The organism is Morganella sp. Je.2.23 (genome assembly GCF_051129855.1).
GTDB lineage: Bacteria > Pseudomonadota > Gammaproteobacteria > Enterobacterales > Enterobacteriaceae > Morganella > Morganella sibonii.
This window is the reverse complement of the sequence record NZ_JBCPSQ010000001.1, coordinates 1825295-1841851: the sequence shown is the minus strand read 5'-3', so window position 1 is coordinate 1841851 and position 16557 is coordinate 1825295. Positions and strand designations below refer to the sequence as shown.

The following is a 16557-nucleotide window of genomic DNA, read 5'->3' as shown; positions in this document are numbered from 1 at the left end:
GGTAATGATACGGTATAATCCTGTTGCCGAAATATGGGGTAAGTCTGATTGACGCAGAATGGCGCATAATAAAATAATGACAACCTTAATTATCCGAAATTATCATTATTTTATAAATAAGAAGAATTATCCCGGATACTCTGGTTGCAGGCTCCTGAACAGCTATATTTACCCGGCCCGCTCCGGCAGGAAAAGGCACGTAAACAGCATATGCAACGTTTTTTATGATATTAAACAAAGATTCAGGCATCGCTGATTGTTTCTGATGCGAAGGTCGCTAAGATAGGTATTCCACTTAAGGAAAAGCGGCAGTGCGGGTAAATCTACCGGAGGAGACGGCGGAGTGTCGTATCGTGCATTTTTTCAGCCTGTAAAAACCCTGACACAAGCGCAGCGTCAGGAAATGGCCTCACTCTATTTTATGTATTACACCGGCAGTGACGGTGTTCAGTTTTTGTCAGATCTCGATCATAAACAGGAAGTGCTGTTTCTGATGTCGGGTGATGAAATGGCCGGGTTCAGTACTCTGCAGTTTTATTCGTTCCGCGGACACCGGATTGTTTATTCCGGCGATACAATTGTGCATCCCGCCCACTGGAAACAGCAGACACTGCACGGTGCCTGGCTGCGGCGTATTGCGCTTCTGCGCAGCGAACATCCCGGGGAGCGGGTATTCTGGTTCCTGCTGGTAAAGGGGGTGCGCACTTACCGGTATATGAGCACACTGGCACAGACTTTCTATCCGCACCGGAACGGTAATATCAAAGAACCGGAACTGGCGCGGCTGGCAGCAGAACTGGCAAAAGATAAATTCGGCTTACTCTATAACCCGGTACGTGGTGTGGTGGAATGTCCGTCATCATTCGGTTATCTGAGCCGTGAAATGGCAACGGTTACTGACGCGCAGCGCAGCAAACCGGATGTCGCGTTTTTCCTGCATAAAAACCCGCACTATGTCTGCGGTCATGAGCTGGTCTGCTTGTGTGAAGTTTCTCCTGAGAATGTGGCAAAACGTTTTCAGCCTCTGTTTGAAGATCCCGGTGTTGAGTTCTGCTATGGATAATGCATGGCAGCATTTCCGGGCCGGTACGCCTCCTGTGTTGTCTCCGGGTTCACTGCGTGAGAGACAGTTCCGCTGGTTATCTGCCTGTCTGGCTGATAATGCGGCGTGTGAATACGGGCGGCAGTATCATTTCTCATCTGTAAAATCCGTGGCGGATTATCAGCAGAACGTCCCTCTGACAACCTATTCTGAGCTCAGTCCTTTTATCACCCGTATGACGGACGGGGAAGAAAATCTGCTGTGCAGTGCGCCGGTCCCGGCATTTGAACTGACCGGCGGCAGTCACAGCGGCGGTAAACTTATTCCCTATACTGCCGCCGGATTAACCGATTTCCGTCTCGCTGTCACCGGCTGGCTGCATAACGTTATCCGCCGTTTTTCACTGACCTCCGGCCATGTTTACTGGGCGCTCAGCCCGGCAGTGACACGAACGACAAAAACACCCTGTGGTATTCCGGTCGGCGGCGGTGATGCGCTCTATCTGGGCGCGGATAATCTGGCGGCGTTCAGTGAATTATCCGCAGTACCGCTGACACTGTCACAGGTTGAGGATGCAGCCGACTGGCAGTTACTGACCCTGATTTATCTGCTTCAGTGCCCCGGTTTACGTCTGATCTCAGTCTGGAGCCCCGTATTTTTATTTCCGCTGCTGACAGCCCTGGACTCACGGCAGGAGGCTATATCTGTATTGCTGCGTGATGGCGGAGTGCTTGCCGGTCATTCCCTGAAGGCGGACCCGGCGGCTCTGGCGCGTTACCGGCAGTATCTGCGGGAGCATAAAACTGCACTGTTATGGCCGCAGCTGGTTCTGATCAGCTGCTGGGATCAGGCGGCATCCGCCTCACCGGCACAGGCGCTGATGGCTCACTTTCCCGGCGTGACACTCCAGGGAAAAGGGCTGCTTTCCACTGAAGCCGTGATCACGGTTCCGTCTGACTGCGGCGATCCGCAGCTGAGTGCAGACAGTAATTTTTATGAATTCCGGCATAGCAGCGGGCAGATATATCTGGCGGATGAGCTGATCCCCGGTGAAACATACAGTGTGATTGTCACCACCAACAGCGGGCTGTACCGCTATCAGACAGAGGATCTCGTGTTGTGTACCGGTCATACAGCGGAAGCTGTTCCGCAACTGCGTTTTTGCGGGCGTGACGGTATATGCAGTGATCTGGTCGGGGAAAAACTGACCGAACCTTTCGTGTGTGGCGGATTACCGGCATCACAGGATTTTGCCGCACTGGCAGCGGATGAACGGGGCTATGTGCTGCTGCTCAGTGATACCTCTGTCAGTGATATACAGGCTCAGGCGTATTGTGAGGAAACCGAGCGCTACCTGTGCACCAATCCGCAGTATCACTACGCCCGCCGCATCGGACAGCTTAACCCGCTGACATACCTCCGCCTGCATAAACCGGCGGAGCACTATTTTCACCGGCAGCTGCAACGGGGAAAACGGCTGGGGGAGATAAAAATCCCGGCTCTGCTGACCCTGCCTGACTGGCGTGCCATGTTTGATATCAGGGAGTTTTCGTGACGACACAGACTGTTTATACGCCGCAGCGGCCGCTGGATCTGGTGCTGCTTTCGCCGAAAGGGCCGCTGTACCGGAAACGGGGCGGGATCTTCAAACGCTCGCTGCGTTATCAGCCGCTGACGCTGACCACGCTGTCGGCGCTGGTGCCGAAATCCCTGCCGGTCAATATCCGTCTGATTGACGAAAGCATTGAGGAACTGCCTGAGGATTTCACCGCAGACCTGGTGGCGATGACGGTGATCACCGGCAACGCACCGCGGGCTTATGAACTGTCAGCTCAGATGCGGGCGAAAAATATTCCGGTGGTACTCGGCGGGCCGCATGTCACATTACTGCCGCAGGAAGCATTACAGCATGCTGATACGGTCTGCACCGGGTATTCCGAGCAGAGCTGGCCGCAGCTTATCCGCGATTTTATGGCGGGTAATATGCAGCGTGAATATCGCCAGGGTGCGGATTTTACCCTTGATATCCCGGGTCTGCCATTCCCTGAGCGTGAGCGCTTCGATGCGAAGCACTTTCTTACCCAGGGGGTGTTTGAGGCGACCCGCTCGTGTGCGCATAACTGTGAATTCTGTGTTGCGCCGAGTGCCTGGGGACGTAAACAATTCCAGCATCCGGTGGAATGGGTTGCTGAGGATATCCGCCGTTATGTGGAACGTACCGGCAAGCGGAAAGTGATTTTTGTCGATCTGAACCTGGTGTCAGATATCGGCTATGCCAAACGGCTGTTCACCGCACTGATCCCGCTGAACATTCAGTGGTTCGGTTTATCTACCGTGCTGATTGCTCATAATCATGAATTGATGGAGCTGATGGCCCGCAGCGGCTGCAAAGGGTTACTGCTGGGGCTGGAAACCGTCAGTGACGGCAGCCTGAAAGATGCCGGGAAGAAATTCAACGGTTCGGTGGATTATAAAGAACTGATCGGCGATCTGCACCGGCTGGGAATTGCGATTCAGGGCTGTTTTGTGTTTGGTCTGGATCACGACACCACGGATGTGTTTGATCGCACGGTTGATCTGGCTATCGACGCAGGGATTGATTTACCGCGCTTCTCGGTTCTGACGCCGTTCCCGGGCACGCCGCTGTTTAAACGCCTTGAGGAAGAGCAGCGGATTTTAACCACGGACTGGTCGCTGTATGACGCACAGCATGTGGTATTCCGTCCGGCACTGATGAGTGCGCGGGAGCTGGAGCTGGGGCACGAACGTGCCTGGAAAAAAGTGTACCGTTACCGCAGTATTGCTAAGCGGTTGTGGCAGGCGCGTAACTTTAAGCCTCTGGCGCTGACCGCAAATCTGGGTTACCGCTTCTATGCGCATCATCTGCATCAGTACTATACCTGTGACTGGCCGGTTGAGCACCGTCCGGCAAAATCAGGCAGTCACTGATGCGGCTGACGTTTATCCATCCGGCAATCGGCCACCGGCGCGATGAAACCTATCTGCGTTCCTGGCAGATGGAGCCGCTGCCTGTTGCGGCGCTGAAAGGGCTGACACCGGCAGATATTGAAACCCGTTTTTATGACGATCGTCTTGAACTGATCCCGTTTGATGAACCGGCAGATCTGATCTCAATTTCAGTTGAAACCTATACCGCAAAGCGGGCTTATCAGATAGCCAGTGAGTACCGGAAGCGGGGTGTGCCGGTACTGATGGGCGGATTCCATGCCACGCTGATGCCGGAGGAGGTAAAACGTTTTGCGGATGTCATTATCACCGGGGAGGCTGAGTCAGTCTGGGAATCGATGATTGATGATTTACGCCACGGCACACTGCAGCGGGAATATCACGGAACACAGACCGATCTGCGCAGTATCCGTGTTGACCGCTCTCTGTTTGCGGGGAAACGTTATTTACCGATTGGCCTGGTGGAAACCGGGCGCGGCTGCCGCTTTCATTGTGAATTTTGTGCGGTACAGTCGTTTTATCAGCAGCGTTACCGGCGGCGCGATCCGGATCATGTGCTGCGGGAGTTATCAGAACTGAAAGGCACAAAAAATTTGTTTTTCTTTGTGGATGATAATTTTGCGGGCAGTCTGCGTGAGAGCCGTGAATTTTTGCCGGCGCTGGCGAAAGCCGGGATACGCTGGGTAACCCAGATGAGTATTGACGCCGCGCATGATGAAGAGTTTGTCCGTGCGCTGTCGCAGGCAGGATGCAGAGGGGTTCTGATCGGTTTTGAATCCCTGAATGAAGCTAATCTGCGGCAGATGAAAAAAGGTTTTAACACCATGAAAGGCGGTTACAGTCAGGCGCTGGCCAATCTGCGCCGCCATCATATAGCAGTATACGGCACATTTGTATTCGGTTATGACCATGATACTCCGGACTCATTCAGCGAGGCGGTTGCGTACGCCCGTGAACAGAGTATGTATATCGCGGCATTTAACCATATGACGCCGTTCCCGGGGACGCCGCTTTATGCGCGGCTGGCGCAGGAAAACCGCCTGCGCTATGAACACTGGTGGCTCGATGATAACTACCGTTACAACGAGCTGCCGTTTTATCCGGCACAGCTGTCTCCGGAGGCAGTAACGCAGGGGTGCCTCTCAGCAAGGAAGGCATTTTACAGTTCACGTTCGATTCTTCAGCGCAGCTGGCGTAACCGGGGCGATTTTTTTATGTTTCGCAACTATTTCCCGATTAACTGGCTGCATCACCGTGAGATAAGCAGCCGCAACGGCTACCCGCTTGGTGATGAAAATTGGCAGGGTAAATTAGCAGAGGTTAAATGATAGAGGTTATCGACGCGACAACGGAGCACATCGCGGATTTACTCGGGCTCCTCGAAGATAATGCCATGCAGGGGGACTGGGAGCTGGTGATGACCCGGCGGCCCGGTTATTTTTCCCCGAAAGATGATTTCGGCGAAGTCTATCCGGCACTGGCAAGAGACGGTGACACGCTGATCGGTATGTGTCAGCTGACGGTGCAGAAAGGCTGGGTTAACGGCGAAGAGGCGCGGATGGGTTATCTCAGCAGTTTGCGTGTTGTGCCGAAATACCGTAATCACCTGAAAGTGTTACAGGCCGGATTTTCCTGGCTGCGGCAGTTGCCGACACCGGATCACTGTTACACCAGTATTGCGGAAAATAATCTGCTGGCCAGGCGTCTGCTGGAACGGGGCGTGGAAGGCTTACCGCTTTACCGCCCTCTCAGCAGCATGAGTACGCTGGCGATCAGCAAGAGCCGGGGTAAAAACCGCGGATTATGGAAAGTGGTACCGCCGGAAGATTACACGGATGTGATCCGTTTCTTTGCGGAGGAATCCTCCTCCCGTCAGCTGGCACCGGCGCTGAATCTGAAAGCCATGCAGCAGACCGGCATCACCGTACTCGGCAGTTATCAGAACGGACAGCTGGTGGCCTGCGGTATGCTCTGGGATCAGCGATCATTCAAACAGGTTATTGTGGCCGGTTACTCCGGCAGAATGAAGATGCTGCGTCCGCTTTACAATGCGTTTGCCGGGATGACCCGGCGGCCGCAGATGCCGGAGGCCGGGGAAGTGATCCCGCAGAGTTTTCTGTCGTTCCTGGCCTGTACGGATGATACCAAACTGCCGGATCTGATTGAGGAAGCCCTGCTGCACTGTACCACACCGATTATGACAGTCGGGCTTCCGTCCGGACACATCTGCACCAATGATGTGATTAAACGTACCGGTGCATCGGTTTACCGTACCCGGATTTACGGTGTTGATCTGACGGCTGCGCCGCAGTGGGACGGCCGGATTGTGTGGCCGGAGATAGCTCTGTTGTGAATATCGTGCTTATCTACCCGAATATGGGGGATTACCGCACGAAAGATGCTATGACACCGCTGGCGATGGGGATCCTGGCGGCGTTGTCGCCGGGGCACCGGGTGACATTTTATGATGACCGGCTGGATATCATCCCGGATGAACTGCCGGAAGCGGATTTAATTGCCATTTCGGCGGAAACGTTCACGGCACAGCGCAGTTATCAGCTTGCTGACCGGTTCCGCCGTCAGGGGAAAACCGTGGTGATGGGCGGTTACCATGTCACCTTTATGCCGGATGAAGCGTTGCAGCATGCGGACAGTGTGCTGCTCGGCGATGCGGAAGGGGCATGGGAACAAATGCTGGCGGACTGTGAACGTAATGCGCTGAAGCCCAGTTACCGGGGGGCGCATGACCGTCCGCTTGCCGGTTGCCGTATTGACCGGACTATTTTTGAGGGCAAACGTTACGCCCCGGTGTCGCTGGTGCAGTTCTCGCGCGGCTGCCGCTTTGCCTGTGATTTCTGCTCTATCCATGCCTTTTATCCGGAAGGGGTACGCACCCGGCCGGTTGATGAAATGCGGGATGAAATTTTATCCCTGCCTGCAAAACGGTTCCTGATATTTGTGGATGACAACCTCTTTGCCGGTAAACGGGCACTGAATGAACTGCTGGCGATGCTCACACCACTGAAGCGCCGCTGGGGGTGTCAGATAAGCATTGATATTGCCCGTAATGAGGAAATGCTGGATAAACTGGCCGCTGCCGGGTGCTGTTTTGTGCTGATCGGTTTTGAAAGCCTGAATGAAACCACGCTCAGGCGGATGGGAAAATCCCGCAGCCATACCGCGAAGGATTATGCCGCTGTGCTGGCGGCGCTGTACCGGCGCGGCATATGTGTCTACGGCACCTTTATTTTTGGTTACGACGAAGACACACCGGAAACTATCCGCAGTACGCTGGCCTTTGCGGAAAGCAATAAACTGGCGATTGCCAATTTTAATCTGCTGATCCCGACACCCGGCACGGCGCTTTATGCGCGGCTGGAGGCTGAGGGGCGGCTGATTTATCCCGCCTGGTGGCTCGACCCGGATTTTCGTTACGGCGAACCGGCTTTCCGGCCGGGAGGAATGAGTATTGCGGAGCTGGCTGACGGATGTTTCTATGCCCGTACCCGCTTCTACCGTTACCCGTCCATTATCCGGCGGCTGTGTCGTTCCGGCAACTGGCGTACTCAGCTGGTTGCCTGGCTTTACAATATCGCCTCGCACCGGGATATTGCCCGCAAGCAGGGAAAACGCCCGGGAGGAAAAGAGTGAAACTGATACTGATTAAACCGAATATCGGCCGTCAGGAACACAGCCTTTATGTGGATGAGGGGCGGATGGAGCCTCTGATGCTCGGCGTGCTTGCCGGTCTGACCCCGCCTGACGTGGACGTGGTACTGTATGACGACCGGATGGAAGCCATCCCGTATGATGAACCGGCGGATCTGGTCGCTATTACTGTGGAAACCTTTACCGCCCGCCGTGCCTATGAGATTGCGGCAGAATACCGCGCCCGTGATGTCCGGGTGGTGATGGGGGGGATCCATGCCACATTGCTGCCGGAGGAAGTGGCACAGCACTGCGACAGCGTTTTTACCGGTGATGCGGAAACCCGCTGGACAGAGATGATCCGCGATGCGGAGAAAGGCCGTCTGAAGCCGCGTTATGATGCCCCGGCCGGGATCGGTCAGGTCGACCACAATTTATGCGGCTGTCTGCCGCGCCGTGATATCTTCCGCGGAAAAGGGTATCTGCCGATCAGCCTGATGCAGTTTACCCGCGGCTGCCGTTTTGCCTGTCGTTTCTGTGCTGTCAGTCGCTATTTCGGGCGTCAGCACTATATTCGCCGGATCGATGAAGTGGTGCGGGAGATTGAAACGCAAAAACCGAAATTTATCTTTTTTGTCGATGACAATATTGCCTCTGATCACCGGGAACTGAGTGAGCTGTGCAGCGCACTGACGCCGCTGAATGTCCGCTGGATAAGTCAGGCGAGCCTGGATATGACCCGCAACCGCCGTCTGATGTCACTGTTACAGCAGAGCGGCTGCTGGGGCAATGTGATGGGGTTTGAATCCATCAACCCGGACAGTCTGCGCGATGCGCGAAAATCGCCGAATATGCGGACATTTTCACAGTATCGCGAGGAAATTTCAGTATTACGGGACTTCGGATTGCAGACCTGGGCGGCGTTCACCCTGGGATATGATCATGATACAGCAGAGACCGTGGAAGATACGGTGGAATTCGCGCTGAAAAACCGTTTTGCGTTTGCTGCCTATAACATCCTGATGCCGTATCCCGGCACGCCGCTGTATCAGCAGCTGGCGCAGGAAAACCGTCTGTTGTTTGACGGAAAATGGTGGCTGCATCCGGAATACCGCTTTAATCAGGCGGCATTTCAGCCGGCCCGGATGAGTCCGGAAACCCTGACTGAACTGTGCCACGCGGCGCGCAGCCGTTTTAACAGTGTACCATCGATTATCCGGCGTTTCTCTGACCTGCGGCTGACTCTGCAATCCTTATCGCGCATGGCCACATTCTGGCGTTATACCCTGTTATTCCGCAAAGAGGTGCATAAAAAACACCGGATGCGTTTTGGTTTGAAATAAGGAGGGTGAATGAATACCAGCCCGGATTCTTTTTCCCGCCGTGTGATCAGCTATCTGCTGTGGTGTATTCCGGTCAGTGTGGTGTTTTTCACGGTTTATCCGCTGATGAATGCGTATACTGCCGGACGTGCAAGTCTGTATTCCCTGTGGTTTCCGGCTGAGCTGCATATCCCGTTTGTGCCCGGTTTTATCTGGGTGTACTGCTCGTTTTACCTGATTATTCTGATGCCGGTTTTGTTTCTGCCGCGCCGTGAGCACCGGCAGCTTGCACTCTCGTTTATTGTGATGACCCTGCTGGGCGGCGTGATCTTTTTTCTGTTTCCGGCGCAGCTTGGTTTTGTGCGGCAGGTGCCGGAATCTCCGCTGTATCAGACGATGTACACGACACTGTTCGCACTGGATCACCCGCATAATCTGGTGCCGTCCCTGCATGTCGCTTGGTCATGTGCTGCGGTGCTGGCCGTTATCCGGCATACCGGGCGCGGGCTGACGCTGTTTTTTCTGTTATGGCTGGTACTGATTGTGCTGTCTGTGCTGCTGGTTCACCAGCACCATGTGGCGGATGTGGTCACCGGCCTGCTGTTGGCGGTAACGGTTACCTATATGATGAGGAAATATTGATGAAAAGGATAATTATCAGTGCATTAATGATATTCAGTTTTTCGGTTTACGCACAGCCGGGTGAAGAAGACGGCGCTATCCACGATGAACTGCGGCAGGTCATCGGCACAGTGGAAACAGCGATCAACAGCGGCGATTATGACAAAATGCTGCCGGTGATGAGTGAAAACCTGCGTGCCACCCCGATAACCCAGGAGTTTATCTCCGGCAAAGCGGCGATAAAACCGTATTTTGAGTCCTGGTTCGGGCCGGACAAGTTCCTGAAAAAACTGAATATCAGTTTTAACGCCGATGTGGTGACCGAATTATCCCCGGATAAAACCTGGGGGGTCGCCTATGGTAAAGGAATGGAAAAATATCAGCTCAGCGATGGCCGGACCTATGATTTTCCGACCCGCTGGACCGCGACGGTGGCGCTTGAGGACGGTGCCTGGAAAATCCGCACCATTCATATCGGCACTGATTTCACGGATAACCCGCTGCTGAATGAAACCCGTAACGCCTTACAGGGCATGATGTACGGTGCGGGCGGGCTGATTATTGGTTTGCTGGCCGGTATTGTGCTGTTCCGCCGTAAAAGTGCGGTAAAACCACAGACAGACGCCGGGAAGAAACAATAGTTTAATAAAACAGCAGGTTATGTCGCTCGCCGGGTAACGGGCAGGTGAACGAAAAGCATGCGCGTCATGGATGACGCGCCTGAGCTTACAGGGATGTATTTACAGCGACTTTTCGTTTTGCCCGTTATCAGACGTTTCACGGACTGACAGAAATCACCGTCTTTTTTCTTCTTCCGGCGGAAATACAAAATTCAGATCTGCCGGTGCTCCCATCTGCGGTGCAGGCCGCACGCCATAGCGCCACATAGTGAAATAGACACGCCAGAAAGTCGGACGCGGCTGGTCATCCACCAGCGACGGCAGTTCATACCACGGTGCCTGCGGGTGCTGGTGGTGAGCGAGATGGCAGTGATAATTCAGTGCCAGCCAGCGGGAAACCGGCAGTACTTTCAGGTTCCACGCACCGTTCATCACATCGCGGGGGCTCCAGGCGTGATCCGCATATTGCAGTGCTGACCAGTGCAGTGCAAAAGCCCACAGGCAGAGCAGATAACCGGTCACACTTAAGTCCAGCACCCAAAACAGCAATGCCTGCCAGAGAAACGCACCGAGCAGTTCACTCCAGATGGTCAGCGGCGGCAGTTTTGCCAGTTCCGGGACTTGTGAGCCGAATCCCAGCGCCGGTGCGATTTTAGTGACAAACAGCCGGGAGCGGTAGACGCCCGGTGCAATAAACCAGATCAGATTACCCAGCAGCACACAAAAATAGTACAGCCCGAGCAGATTTCCGCCGTACATCCAGACATTACGCAGCCAGCGCGGCTGGCCCGGCAGATAATAATCATACAGCTCTTTATCTGTCCGGTTATTTTTATGGTGATTCAGGTGTGCGCGGCGTTGCAGGGTAAAGGAGGTCGGAAATGCCCATGCGGCAATAATCCCGATAGCCCGGTTACCGGCGGCAGAGCGGGCGGCCACACCATGTACCGCTTCATGCAGAATGGCAAACGGCATATTGTTGATCAGCATAAAACCGATCAGCGCGGGCAGGGCATAATACCAGGCGAGATGACTGACTCCCCATAAACAGGCCGCTGCTGCGGTCATCGAAAAAACCAGCAGAATACTGTTGAGTAAAAGACGCATCAGTCTGTTTTCCTTGTGTTATTTATCACTACTGCCGGGTTGAACAACCCGGTTTTTTCATGGCGTAACCGGCGGGCATACAGCCGGAAGCCCAGATTGGCCGCCAGACGGATAAAACGGCTGCCCGGGCGGCGGAATACCCGGCGCAGAATGGCCGTCAGGCGGTATGTTTCCCGCCAGGCTTCGTGCAGCAGGGATTGCAGGGTTTCCGGTGACATATTTTGCGGCTGAAAAACCACATGTTCGTTGTCATACAGACTCAGATCCTGCGTGATTAACCGGTTTTCTTCTGCCATCCTTTGCCACAAACGCGTACCCGGCAGCGGTGTGAGGACGGAAAAACGTACCAGATCCAGCCCGAGGCCGGGGATCTGCCGTATCGTGTCACGGATACTTTCCGGTGTATCTTCATCAAACCCGAGCACAAAACAGCCGAGTGCGGCAATCCGGTTATCGCGCAGCCGCCGGATCTGACGGCGGTATTCACTGACCTGGTTACAATTCTTGCCGGTGGCCGCCATGGTTTGCTGACTGAGGTTTTCCAGCCCGATAAGCAGCCCCTCACAGCCGCTGTCACGCAGCGCCCGGAATACCTCGTCGTCATCTGTCACATTCAGCGTCGCCAGTCCCGACCAGCGGATTTTCAGCGGGATCAGCGCCCGGAACAGTTCCAGGCTGTACTGCCGGTTGGCATACAGGTTCGGATCGAGAAATATCCAGCGGCGTTTGCCGCTTTGCTTTATTTCATCAATGACTTCGGCGACCGGACGTGCCGTGCCTTTTCGCCCCCACTGATGTTGCACAGAACAGAATTCACAGCCGAGCGGACAGCCCCGGTCAGCAATAATGGTGGCGATATTCATATAAGCACGGGATGGCAGCAGATCACGGCGCGGTACCGGCCCCGGCAGAAAGCCGCGTTCCGGGCGGTGCTGATAGCGCGGCTGCGGATGTCCGTCAGCCATATCCTGCAAAAACTGCGGCCAGATATATTCACCGGCACCGATAAGTACGGTATCCGCATACTGTGCGGCTTCATCAGGCTGCAATGTGGCATGTGCGCCACCCATCGCGGTTCTTGCCCCGCGTTCACGCCAGTAGCTGCACAGCGCATAAGCCCGGGGAGAGGAGGAGGCTGTGGCGGTGACCACCACGAGATCAAAATGTCCGCCGGTGACGGGCGGGGAAACGCCTTCATCACAGAGGGTCAGTTGCACATTCAGGTGCGGGGGAACCAGAGCGGCGAGGGTGATAAGCGTCAGCGGGGCATAGCTGATTGCCACGGAAAATGCACTTTTCCGGTAGCGGTAAGTCCTGTCAAACGGCAAAATCAGTAATATTCGCACCGGTGCTTCCTGCTCCGCAGATGACACATGGTCTTTCACAATGGCACAGCACGCACCGGGACGCACTGTGCCGGATCAAAGATCAGGCCGTAACGACCTCAAGGACAGAGATATAGCATTCTGTCGGGATGAGACGGTTTATTTTCAGTCCGGCTTCAGCCAGCAGTGCCTCAAATTCCGGAATTGTGCGTTCACCACCACCGGGCAGAATAGCCATACAAAGTATCCCCATACCGTAATGGGCTGACGGGTTGGTTTCCGGATGCACAATGGATTCGATAATCAGCAGTTTACTGTCCGGTTTCATGGCGTTGCGGCAATTTTTCAGTACGGCGAGGGCATTGGTATCATCCTGATTAAAAATGACTTTTTTCAGCAGATACATATCCGCCTGCGGCACGGATTTAAAAAAATCACCGCCGTTCAGCGACCAGCGGGAATCATCCCCCAGCTGAGACAGATATTTATCTGATACCACATGCGGGCTGTCAAACAGGGTGGCGGTCAGTGTCGGGTCACTGCGTAAAATCCGCAGCAGCAGAGAACCTTCACCGCCACCGATATCGGCGATATGACACGCTGACGGGAAGTTATAAGCACGGGTCACAAAATAGTTTTCCATCTCCGACAGGGCGGACATCCCCGACGGGAAATTATAGCTGTCGTCACAGTTGGGTTTGGTGGCCTGATATTCATAGAAGGTTTTGCCGAACAGTTTTTTAAAGTTCAGTTCGCCCCGGACCGATTCATTAAGCTGACCGATGGTTGACCAGTACGTATTGTCAGTCAGTGTCAGTACCGCATCCCGCTGTGAACAGGGGTGATCCCTGCGGAGAAATTCCGCATCAGGAGAAAGCCGGTAATCATCATTACCTGTACCGGTGAAAATACCGTTCAGCGCCAGCATCCGCAGTATACGGCGCAGATTATCCGGGTCCGAGCCGGTGCGTTCTGCCAGTACAGCGACAGAGAGCGGGCCGTCAGCCAGATGGTCGGCAATATTCAGCTCTGCCGCAACCCGCAGACAACCGGGCAGCGCCAGCCCGAGGGCGGCATTCAGGATACGGATGACGGATTGCTCTTCCGCCGGACTCATCAAATCCGGTTCAGTATAAGACATAGCGGTAACTCCTTTCAGACATGAAATAACAGGACTGGTCAGAGTGCCTGCTGAGGCATACAGCACTCTCTATGTTAAGTGAAACTAAACAATAGAGGGAGGATAGCTCAGCAGCAGGAAATTACCGTATCGGAATATGAAGTATTATTAATTAATGATAAGTTAATCAACTATTCAGTTGTGAATGAATCTGTTTCTGCTGATCCGCAGACCCCGCATCATACATAACCAGGCGCAGGCCGAAACCCCGATCAGCAGCAGCCACAGGGTGTTTGGCGGGAAATAGGTCAGCACACCACCGGTGAGCAGCGGGTTAAATGCACCGCCGAGCCAGCCGAGGGATTGTGCGGAAAAGTAACTGGATTTCATGCCGTCGGGAGCAATGTTGTCGATCAGCATATATTCTCCCGGTGCATAAATCAGTTCGCCGAGAGTAAAGACAAAAGCAGCCAATCCCCAGAAGACAAGATTACTGCCCGACATCATAAATCCGGCGAGTCCGCCTATAAAAAAGAGAGTACCGAGTGTCATCAGTTTTTGCAGATTTTCCGTGCTGATCCGGCGGCCGACCATGTATTGCAGTGAAACCACAACGGCAGCATTGACCGGCAGAACCACACCGATCACCTTTTCCGCCAGCGTGGAATCAGCCACTGTCAGAACATACTGGGAAATACAGGCGGAAAACGAACCGAACACCAGTGAGCCCATAAAAGCAGATAGCGTGAACCAGAGCAGAGCTTTATCGTGCAGCATCACAGAAGGCTGCCAGGCAGTGCTGTTGCTGCCGGAGGCGGAAGGCGGCACACTGCGGACAAAGCGCTGAATAAAGAATATCGGAAATGAGGCGGTACAGGCTGCCAGCCAGAACGGCAGATCGGCGCTGTACATCAGCAGTCCGGTACCGATTGGCGGGCCGACAGTCCAGCCCATATTGACGAAGGTATAGTTCAGGGAAAAAACTTTGGTTTTACGTGCGGGCGGCAGCGTATCGGCGAAATAGGCTTTCAGCACTGTGGCAAATACAGAATAGGCGCAGTTAATCAGTGAAAAGAAGACGACGACCAGTGCGATATTGTGTGTCAGCGGAATAGCAATAAAGCCGGCGATATAAACCACAATTGCCATCAGCATATAACGCTTTTTATCAAATTTATCGGCAATAATGCCAAAGCCAAGACTGAACAGTACACCGGTTGTCAGGGCGACAGTCAGCGCAACCCCCACCTGATCTACCGCCATGCCATACTGCCGGCTGAGATAAATCGCCATAAACGGGATAGTGGCACCCCGTCCGATAGTAATTAAAAATGAGGAAGCGAGCAGAGCAATAGTGGAACGGGTGGCGGCTTGCATGGTGACATTCTCAGTATTTTTATTTTAATTGTAATATTCACGTAATCAATATCATGCAAATCCGGCGCTGTACAGTGCCTTCAGGTCGTGGCAGCACAGTGTGCACCGGTCGTTTTCACAACCCGTCTGAAACCATATTGACCGGCGTTAAACTGTCCGCGAAGTTCTGTCAGTATTTTTATCTCCTGCCTCCGCTTTATAAAGAATAGTCCTGGTTAGTAATACCCGGGTTTTTTATACGCTATTATTTTCTGCGGATGACAACGGTATTTTTATACCGGCAAAAATATTAAAAATGTGTCACCGGGTACCGGCAGATAGTGTTGTTGTCTTTATTTCAGGCAGAAAAAATTTGTTTTGTTTCCGGCATTGAGTCAGGAGTCAATATTTTAACAAGGGGATATCAATGCGGGATTTTGATGAGATATCCGGTCAATACAGCGATTTTAACTCTCCGCTCAGTGACGGGGAATTTTTTGCAATACCGGCGGAGGCTGATTTACCGGAAGGTGTAAAGCCGGTGATTGATGTATCTGCCGGGCTGTGTATCGGTTATTTGTACGGCATGAATCAAACTTATCATCTTTATGATATCAGAGGACATTATCAGGCGATGTATGTGTTACCGCAGGGATCAGCATTATTTGACCCGCTGGATCTCCTTCTGGTCAGCGGTGTTGTGACCGGACCGGGCGGGCAGGCCGCTTTTCTGACTCGTAACGGTACGACCAGGATAGTCCGCAGCGGCAGTTCAGTACTGAATATACAGATGATCCCGGCACTGAAGAGCAGGCTGAATCCGGATAGTTCAGAAAAGGTAAAATATTCGCTTCCGGCAGCTCGTGCCATGGCAGACAGAAGTCGTTATATTCCTGATTATATTATAAAAACAACCATTAAAAATGGTGATAAAACTAAATTAACCACAGAAAAAAATGAAGAAGACCCGCTTATCTGTTTGCTGAAAATTAAAAAATACAGTCATAACGGGCAGTATCAGGACATAAATCTGAGGGTTATTTTTGATGCAGGGAAAAAAATGATAAAAGAATTTAATTATTAAATGATGGTTAATTTGCCGGCGGTGATGACTGTTACACATCACCGTTATTTTCCCGTATTACTTAATATAAGAATCCAGCACCTTCAGGACAATATCCAGGTCACCCTGACGCTTTTCCTCATCTTCCTCATGGACCACGTGTTCAATCAGATGGCCTTTAATTACTTCCCGCATTAACCCGTTTACCGCCCCCCGGATAGCCGCAATTTGTTGCAGTACAGCGGAGCACTCATGTGGTTCATCAAGCATTTTTTTCAGTGAGTTGACCTGCCCCTGAATTTTACTGGCGCGGTTCTGAAGTTTCTGTCTGTCCCTGATGGTATGTGACATGGCAACCCCGTGAAA

15 protein-coding genes are annotated in these 16557 nt (G+C 53.2%); 10 read left to right on the top strand and 5 right to left on the bottom strand.

What is annotated here, in order from left to right; all coding sequences use genetic code 11:
• Window positions 1-343 precede the first annotated feature (343 nt).
• From AAZR23_RS09135 to AAZR23_RS09095, 9 genes are read left to right on the top strand one after another with little or no spacing between them, the layout of a single operon-like run.
• Window positions 344-1063, top strand: a complete 720-nt coding sequence (locus AAZR23_RS09135; protein ID WP_218426411.1) for a hypothetical protein — start codon at window positions 344-346, stop codon at window positions 1061-1063.
• Window positions 1056-2597 (top strand): GH3 family domain-containing protein, encoded by a 1542-nt coding sequence (locus AAZR23_RS09130; RefSeq protein ID WP_434691999.1) that lies wholly within the window; start codon window positions 1056-1058, stop codon window positions 2595-2597. The genes AAZR23_RS09135 and AAZR23_RS09130 overlap by 8 nt, the downstream gene beginning before the upstream one ends.
• Window positions 2594-3991 carry a B12-binding domain-containing radical SAM protein gene (locus AAZR23_RS09125; RefSeq protein ID WP_434691996.1) on the top strand — a complete coding sequence of 466 codons (1398 nt, stop codon included), beginning with the start codon at window positions 2594-2596 and terminating at the stop codon, window positions 3989-3991. Before AAZR23_RS09130 ends, AAZR23_RS09125 begins: the two co-directional genes overlap by 4 nt.
• On the top strand, window positions 3991-5337 hold the full coding sequence (locus AAZR23_RS09120; protein ID WP_314045123.1) for a B12-binding domain-containing radical SAM protein: 1347 nt from the start codon (window positions 3991-3993) through the stop codon (window positions 5335-5337). The genes AAZR23_RS09125 and AAZR23_RS09120 overlap by 1 nt, the downstream gene beginning before the upstream one ends.
• The gene (locus AAZR23_RS09115; protein ID WP_434691992.1) at window positions 5334-6362 is read left to right on the top strand and encodes an N-acetyltransferase; all 1029 of its coding nucleotides are present in this window, start codon (window positions 5334-5336) and stop codon (window positions 6360-6362) included. The genes AAZR23_RS09120 and AAZR23_RS09115 overlap by 4 nt, the downstream gene beginning before the upstream one ends.
• Entirely contained in the window at window positions 6338-7660 is a 1323-nt protein-coding gene (locus tag AAZR23_RS09110) for a B12-binding domain-containing radical SAM protein (protein ID WP_434691989.1), read from the top strand. Before AAZR23_RS09115 ends, AAZR23_RS09110 begins: the two co-directional genes overlap by 25 nt.
• Window positions 7657-9000: a B12-binding domain-containing radical SAM protein gene (locus AAZR23_RS09105; RefSeq protein ID WP_046894875.1), complete on the top strand. Its 1344-nt coding sequence runs from the start codon at window positions 7657-7659 to the stop codon at window positions 8998-9000. Before AAZR23_RS09110 ends, AAZR23_RS09105 begins: the two co-directional genes overlap by 4 nt.
• A gap of 9 nt (window positions 9001-9009) precedes the next feature.
• Window positions 9010-9621, top strand: a complete 612-nt coding sequence (locus tag AAZR23_RS09100) for a phosphatase PAP2 family protein (RefSeq protein WP_434691986.1) — start codon at window positions 9010-9012, stop codon at window positions 9619-9621.
• Window positions 9621-10241, top strand: a complete 621-nt coding sequence (locus AAZR23_RS09095) for a YybH family protein (protein WP_434691983.1) — start codon at window positions 9621-9623, stop codon at window positions 10239-10241. Before AAZR23_RS09100 ends, AAZR23_RS09095 begins: the two co-directional genes overlap by 1 nt.
• A 153-nt stretch (window positions 10242-10394) precedes the next feature.
• Here the strand turns inward: AAZR23_RS09095 and AAZR23_RS09090 are convergent, their stop codons facing one another.
• The 4 genes from AAZR23_RS09090 to ydeE all read right to left on the bottom strand — a co-directional run bounded on the left by AAZR23_RS09090 (window position 10395) and on the right by ydeE (window position 15149).
• The gene (locus tag AAZR23_RS09090; protein WP_434691980.1) at window positions 10395-11327 is read right to left on the bottom strand and encodes a fatty acid desaturase family protein; all 933 of its coding nucleotides are present in this window, start codon (window positions 11325-11327) and stop codon (window positions 10395-10397) included.
• Window positions 11327-12673: a B12-binding domain-containing radical SAM protein gene (locus AAZR23_RS09085; protein ID WP_434691978.1), complete on the bottom strand. Its 1347-nt coding sequence runs from the start codon at window positions 12671-12673 to the stop codon at window positions 11327-11329. The genes AAZR23_RS09090 and AAZR23_RS09085 overlap by 1 nt, the downstream gene beginning before the upstream one ends.
• Window positions 12674-12755: 82 nt before the next feature.
• Window positions 12756-13793, bottom strand: a complete 1038-nt coding sequence (locus AAZR23_RS09080) for a methyltransferase (protein ID WP_434691975.1) — start codon at window positions 13791-13793, stop codon at window positions 12756-12758.
• A 174-nt stretch (window positions 13794-13967) separates the two neighbouring features.
• Window positions 13968-15149, bottom strand: a complete 1182-nt coding sequence (ydeE, locus tag AAZR23_RS09075; RefSeq protein WP_434691973.1) for an efflux MFS transporter YdeE — start codon at window positions 15147-15149, stop codon at window positions 13968-13970.
• Between the two features lie 406 nt (window positions 15150-15555).
• Here ydeE and AAZR23_RS09070 point away from each other — a divergent pair, with 406 nt between their 5' ends.
• On the top strand, window positions 15556-16212 hold the full coding sequence (locus AAZR23_RS09070; protein ID WP_434691971.1) for a hypothetical protein: 657 nt from the start codon (window positions 15556-15558) through the stop codon (window positions 16210-16212).
• A 57-nt stretch (window positions 16213-16269) separates the two neighbouring features.
• Here the strand turns inward: AAZR23_RS09070 and rcnR are convergent, their stop codons facing one another.
• Complete coding sequence (gene rcnR / locus AAZR23_RS09065; RefSeq protein WP_004238006.1) at window positions 16270-16542, bottom strand: Ni(II)/Co(II)-binding transcriptional repressor RcnR; 273 nt, start codon at window positions 16540-16542, stop codon at window positions 16270-16272.
• Between the last annotated feature and the right edge of the window lie 15 nt (window positions 16543-16557).

What these genes read in the sequence shown, in the direction of transcription:
- AAZR23_RS09130 (WP_434691999.1), top strand. Translation starts at nt 1,056, where the DNA reads ATGGATAATGCATGGCAGCATTTCCGGGCCGGTACGCCTCCTGTGTTG.
- AAZR23_RS09120 (WP_314045123.1), top strand. Translation starts at nt 3,991, where the DNA reads ATGCGGCTGACGTTTATCCATCCGGCAATCGGCCACCGGCGCGATGAA.
- AAZR23_RS09115 (WP_434691992.1), top strand. Translation starts at nt 5,334, where the DNA reads ATGATAGAGGTTATCGACGCGACAACGGAGCACATCGCGGATTTACTC.
- AAZR23_RS09100 (WP_434691986.1), top strand. Translation starts at nt 9,010, where the DNA reads ATGAATACCAGCCCGGATTCTTTTTCCCGCCGTGTGATCAGCTATCTG.
- AAZR23_RS09095 (WP_434691983.1), top strand. Translation starts at nt 9,621, where the DNA reads ATGAAAAGGATAATTATCAGTGCATTAATGATATTCAGTTTTTCGGTT.
- AAZR23_RS09090 (WP_434691980.1), bottom strand. Translation starts at nt 11,327, where the DNA reads ATGCGTCTTTTACTCAACAGTATTCTGCTGGTTTTTTCGATGACCGCA.
- AAZR23_RS09080 (WP_434691975.1), bottom strand. Translation starts at nt 13,793, where the DNA reads ATGTCTTATACTGAACCGGATTTGATGAGTCCGGCGGAAGAGCAATCC.
- ydeE (WP_434691973.1), bottom strand. Translation starts at nt 15,149, where the DNA reads ATGCAAGCCGCCACCCGTTCCACTATTGCTCTGCTCGCTTCCTCATTT.
- AAZR23_RS09070 (WP_434691971.1), top strand. Translation starts at nt 15,556, where the DNA reads ATGCGGGATTTTGATGAGATATCCGGTCAATACAGCGATTTTAACTCT.
- rcnR (WP_004238006.1), bottom strand. Translation starts at nt 16,542, where the DNA reads ATGTCACATACCATCAGGGACAGACAGAAACTTCAGAACCGCGCCAGT.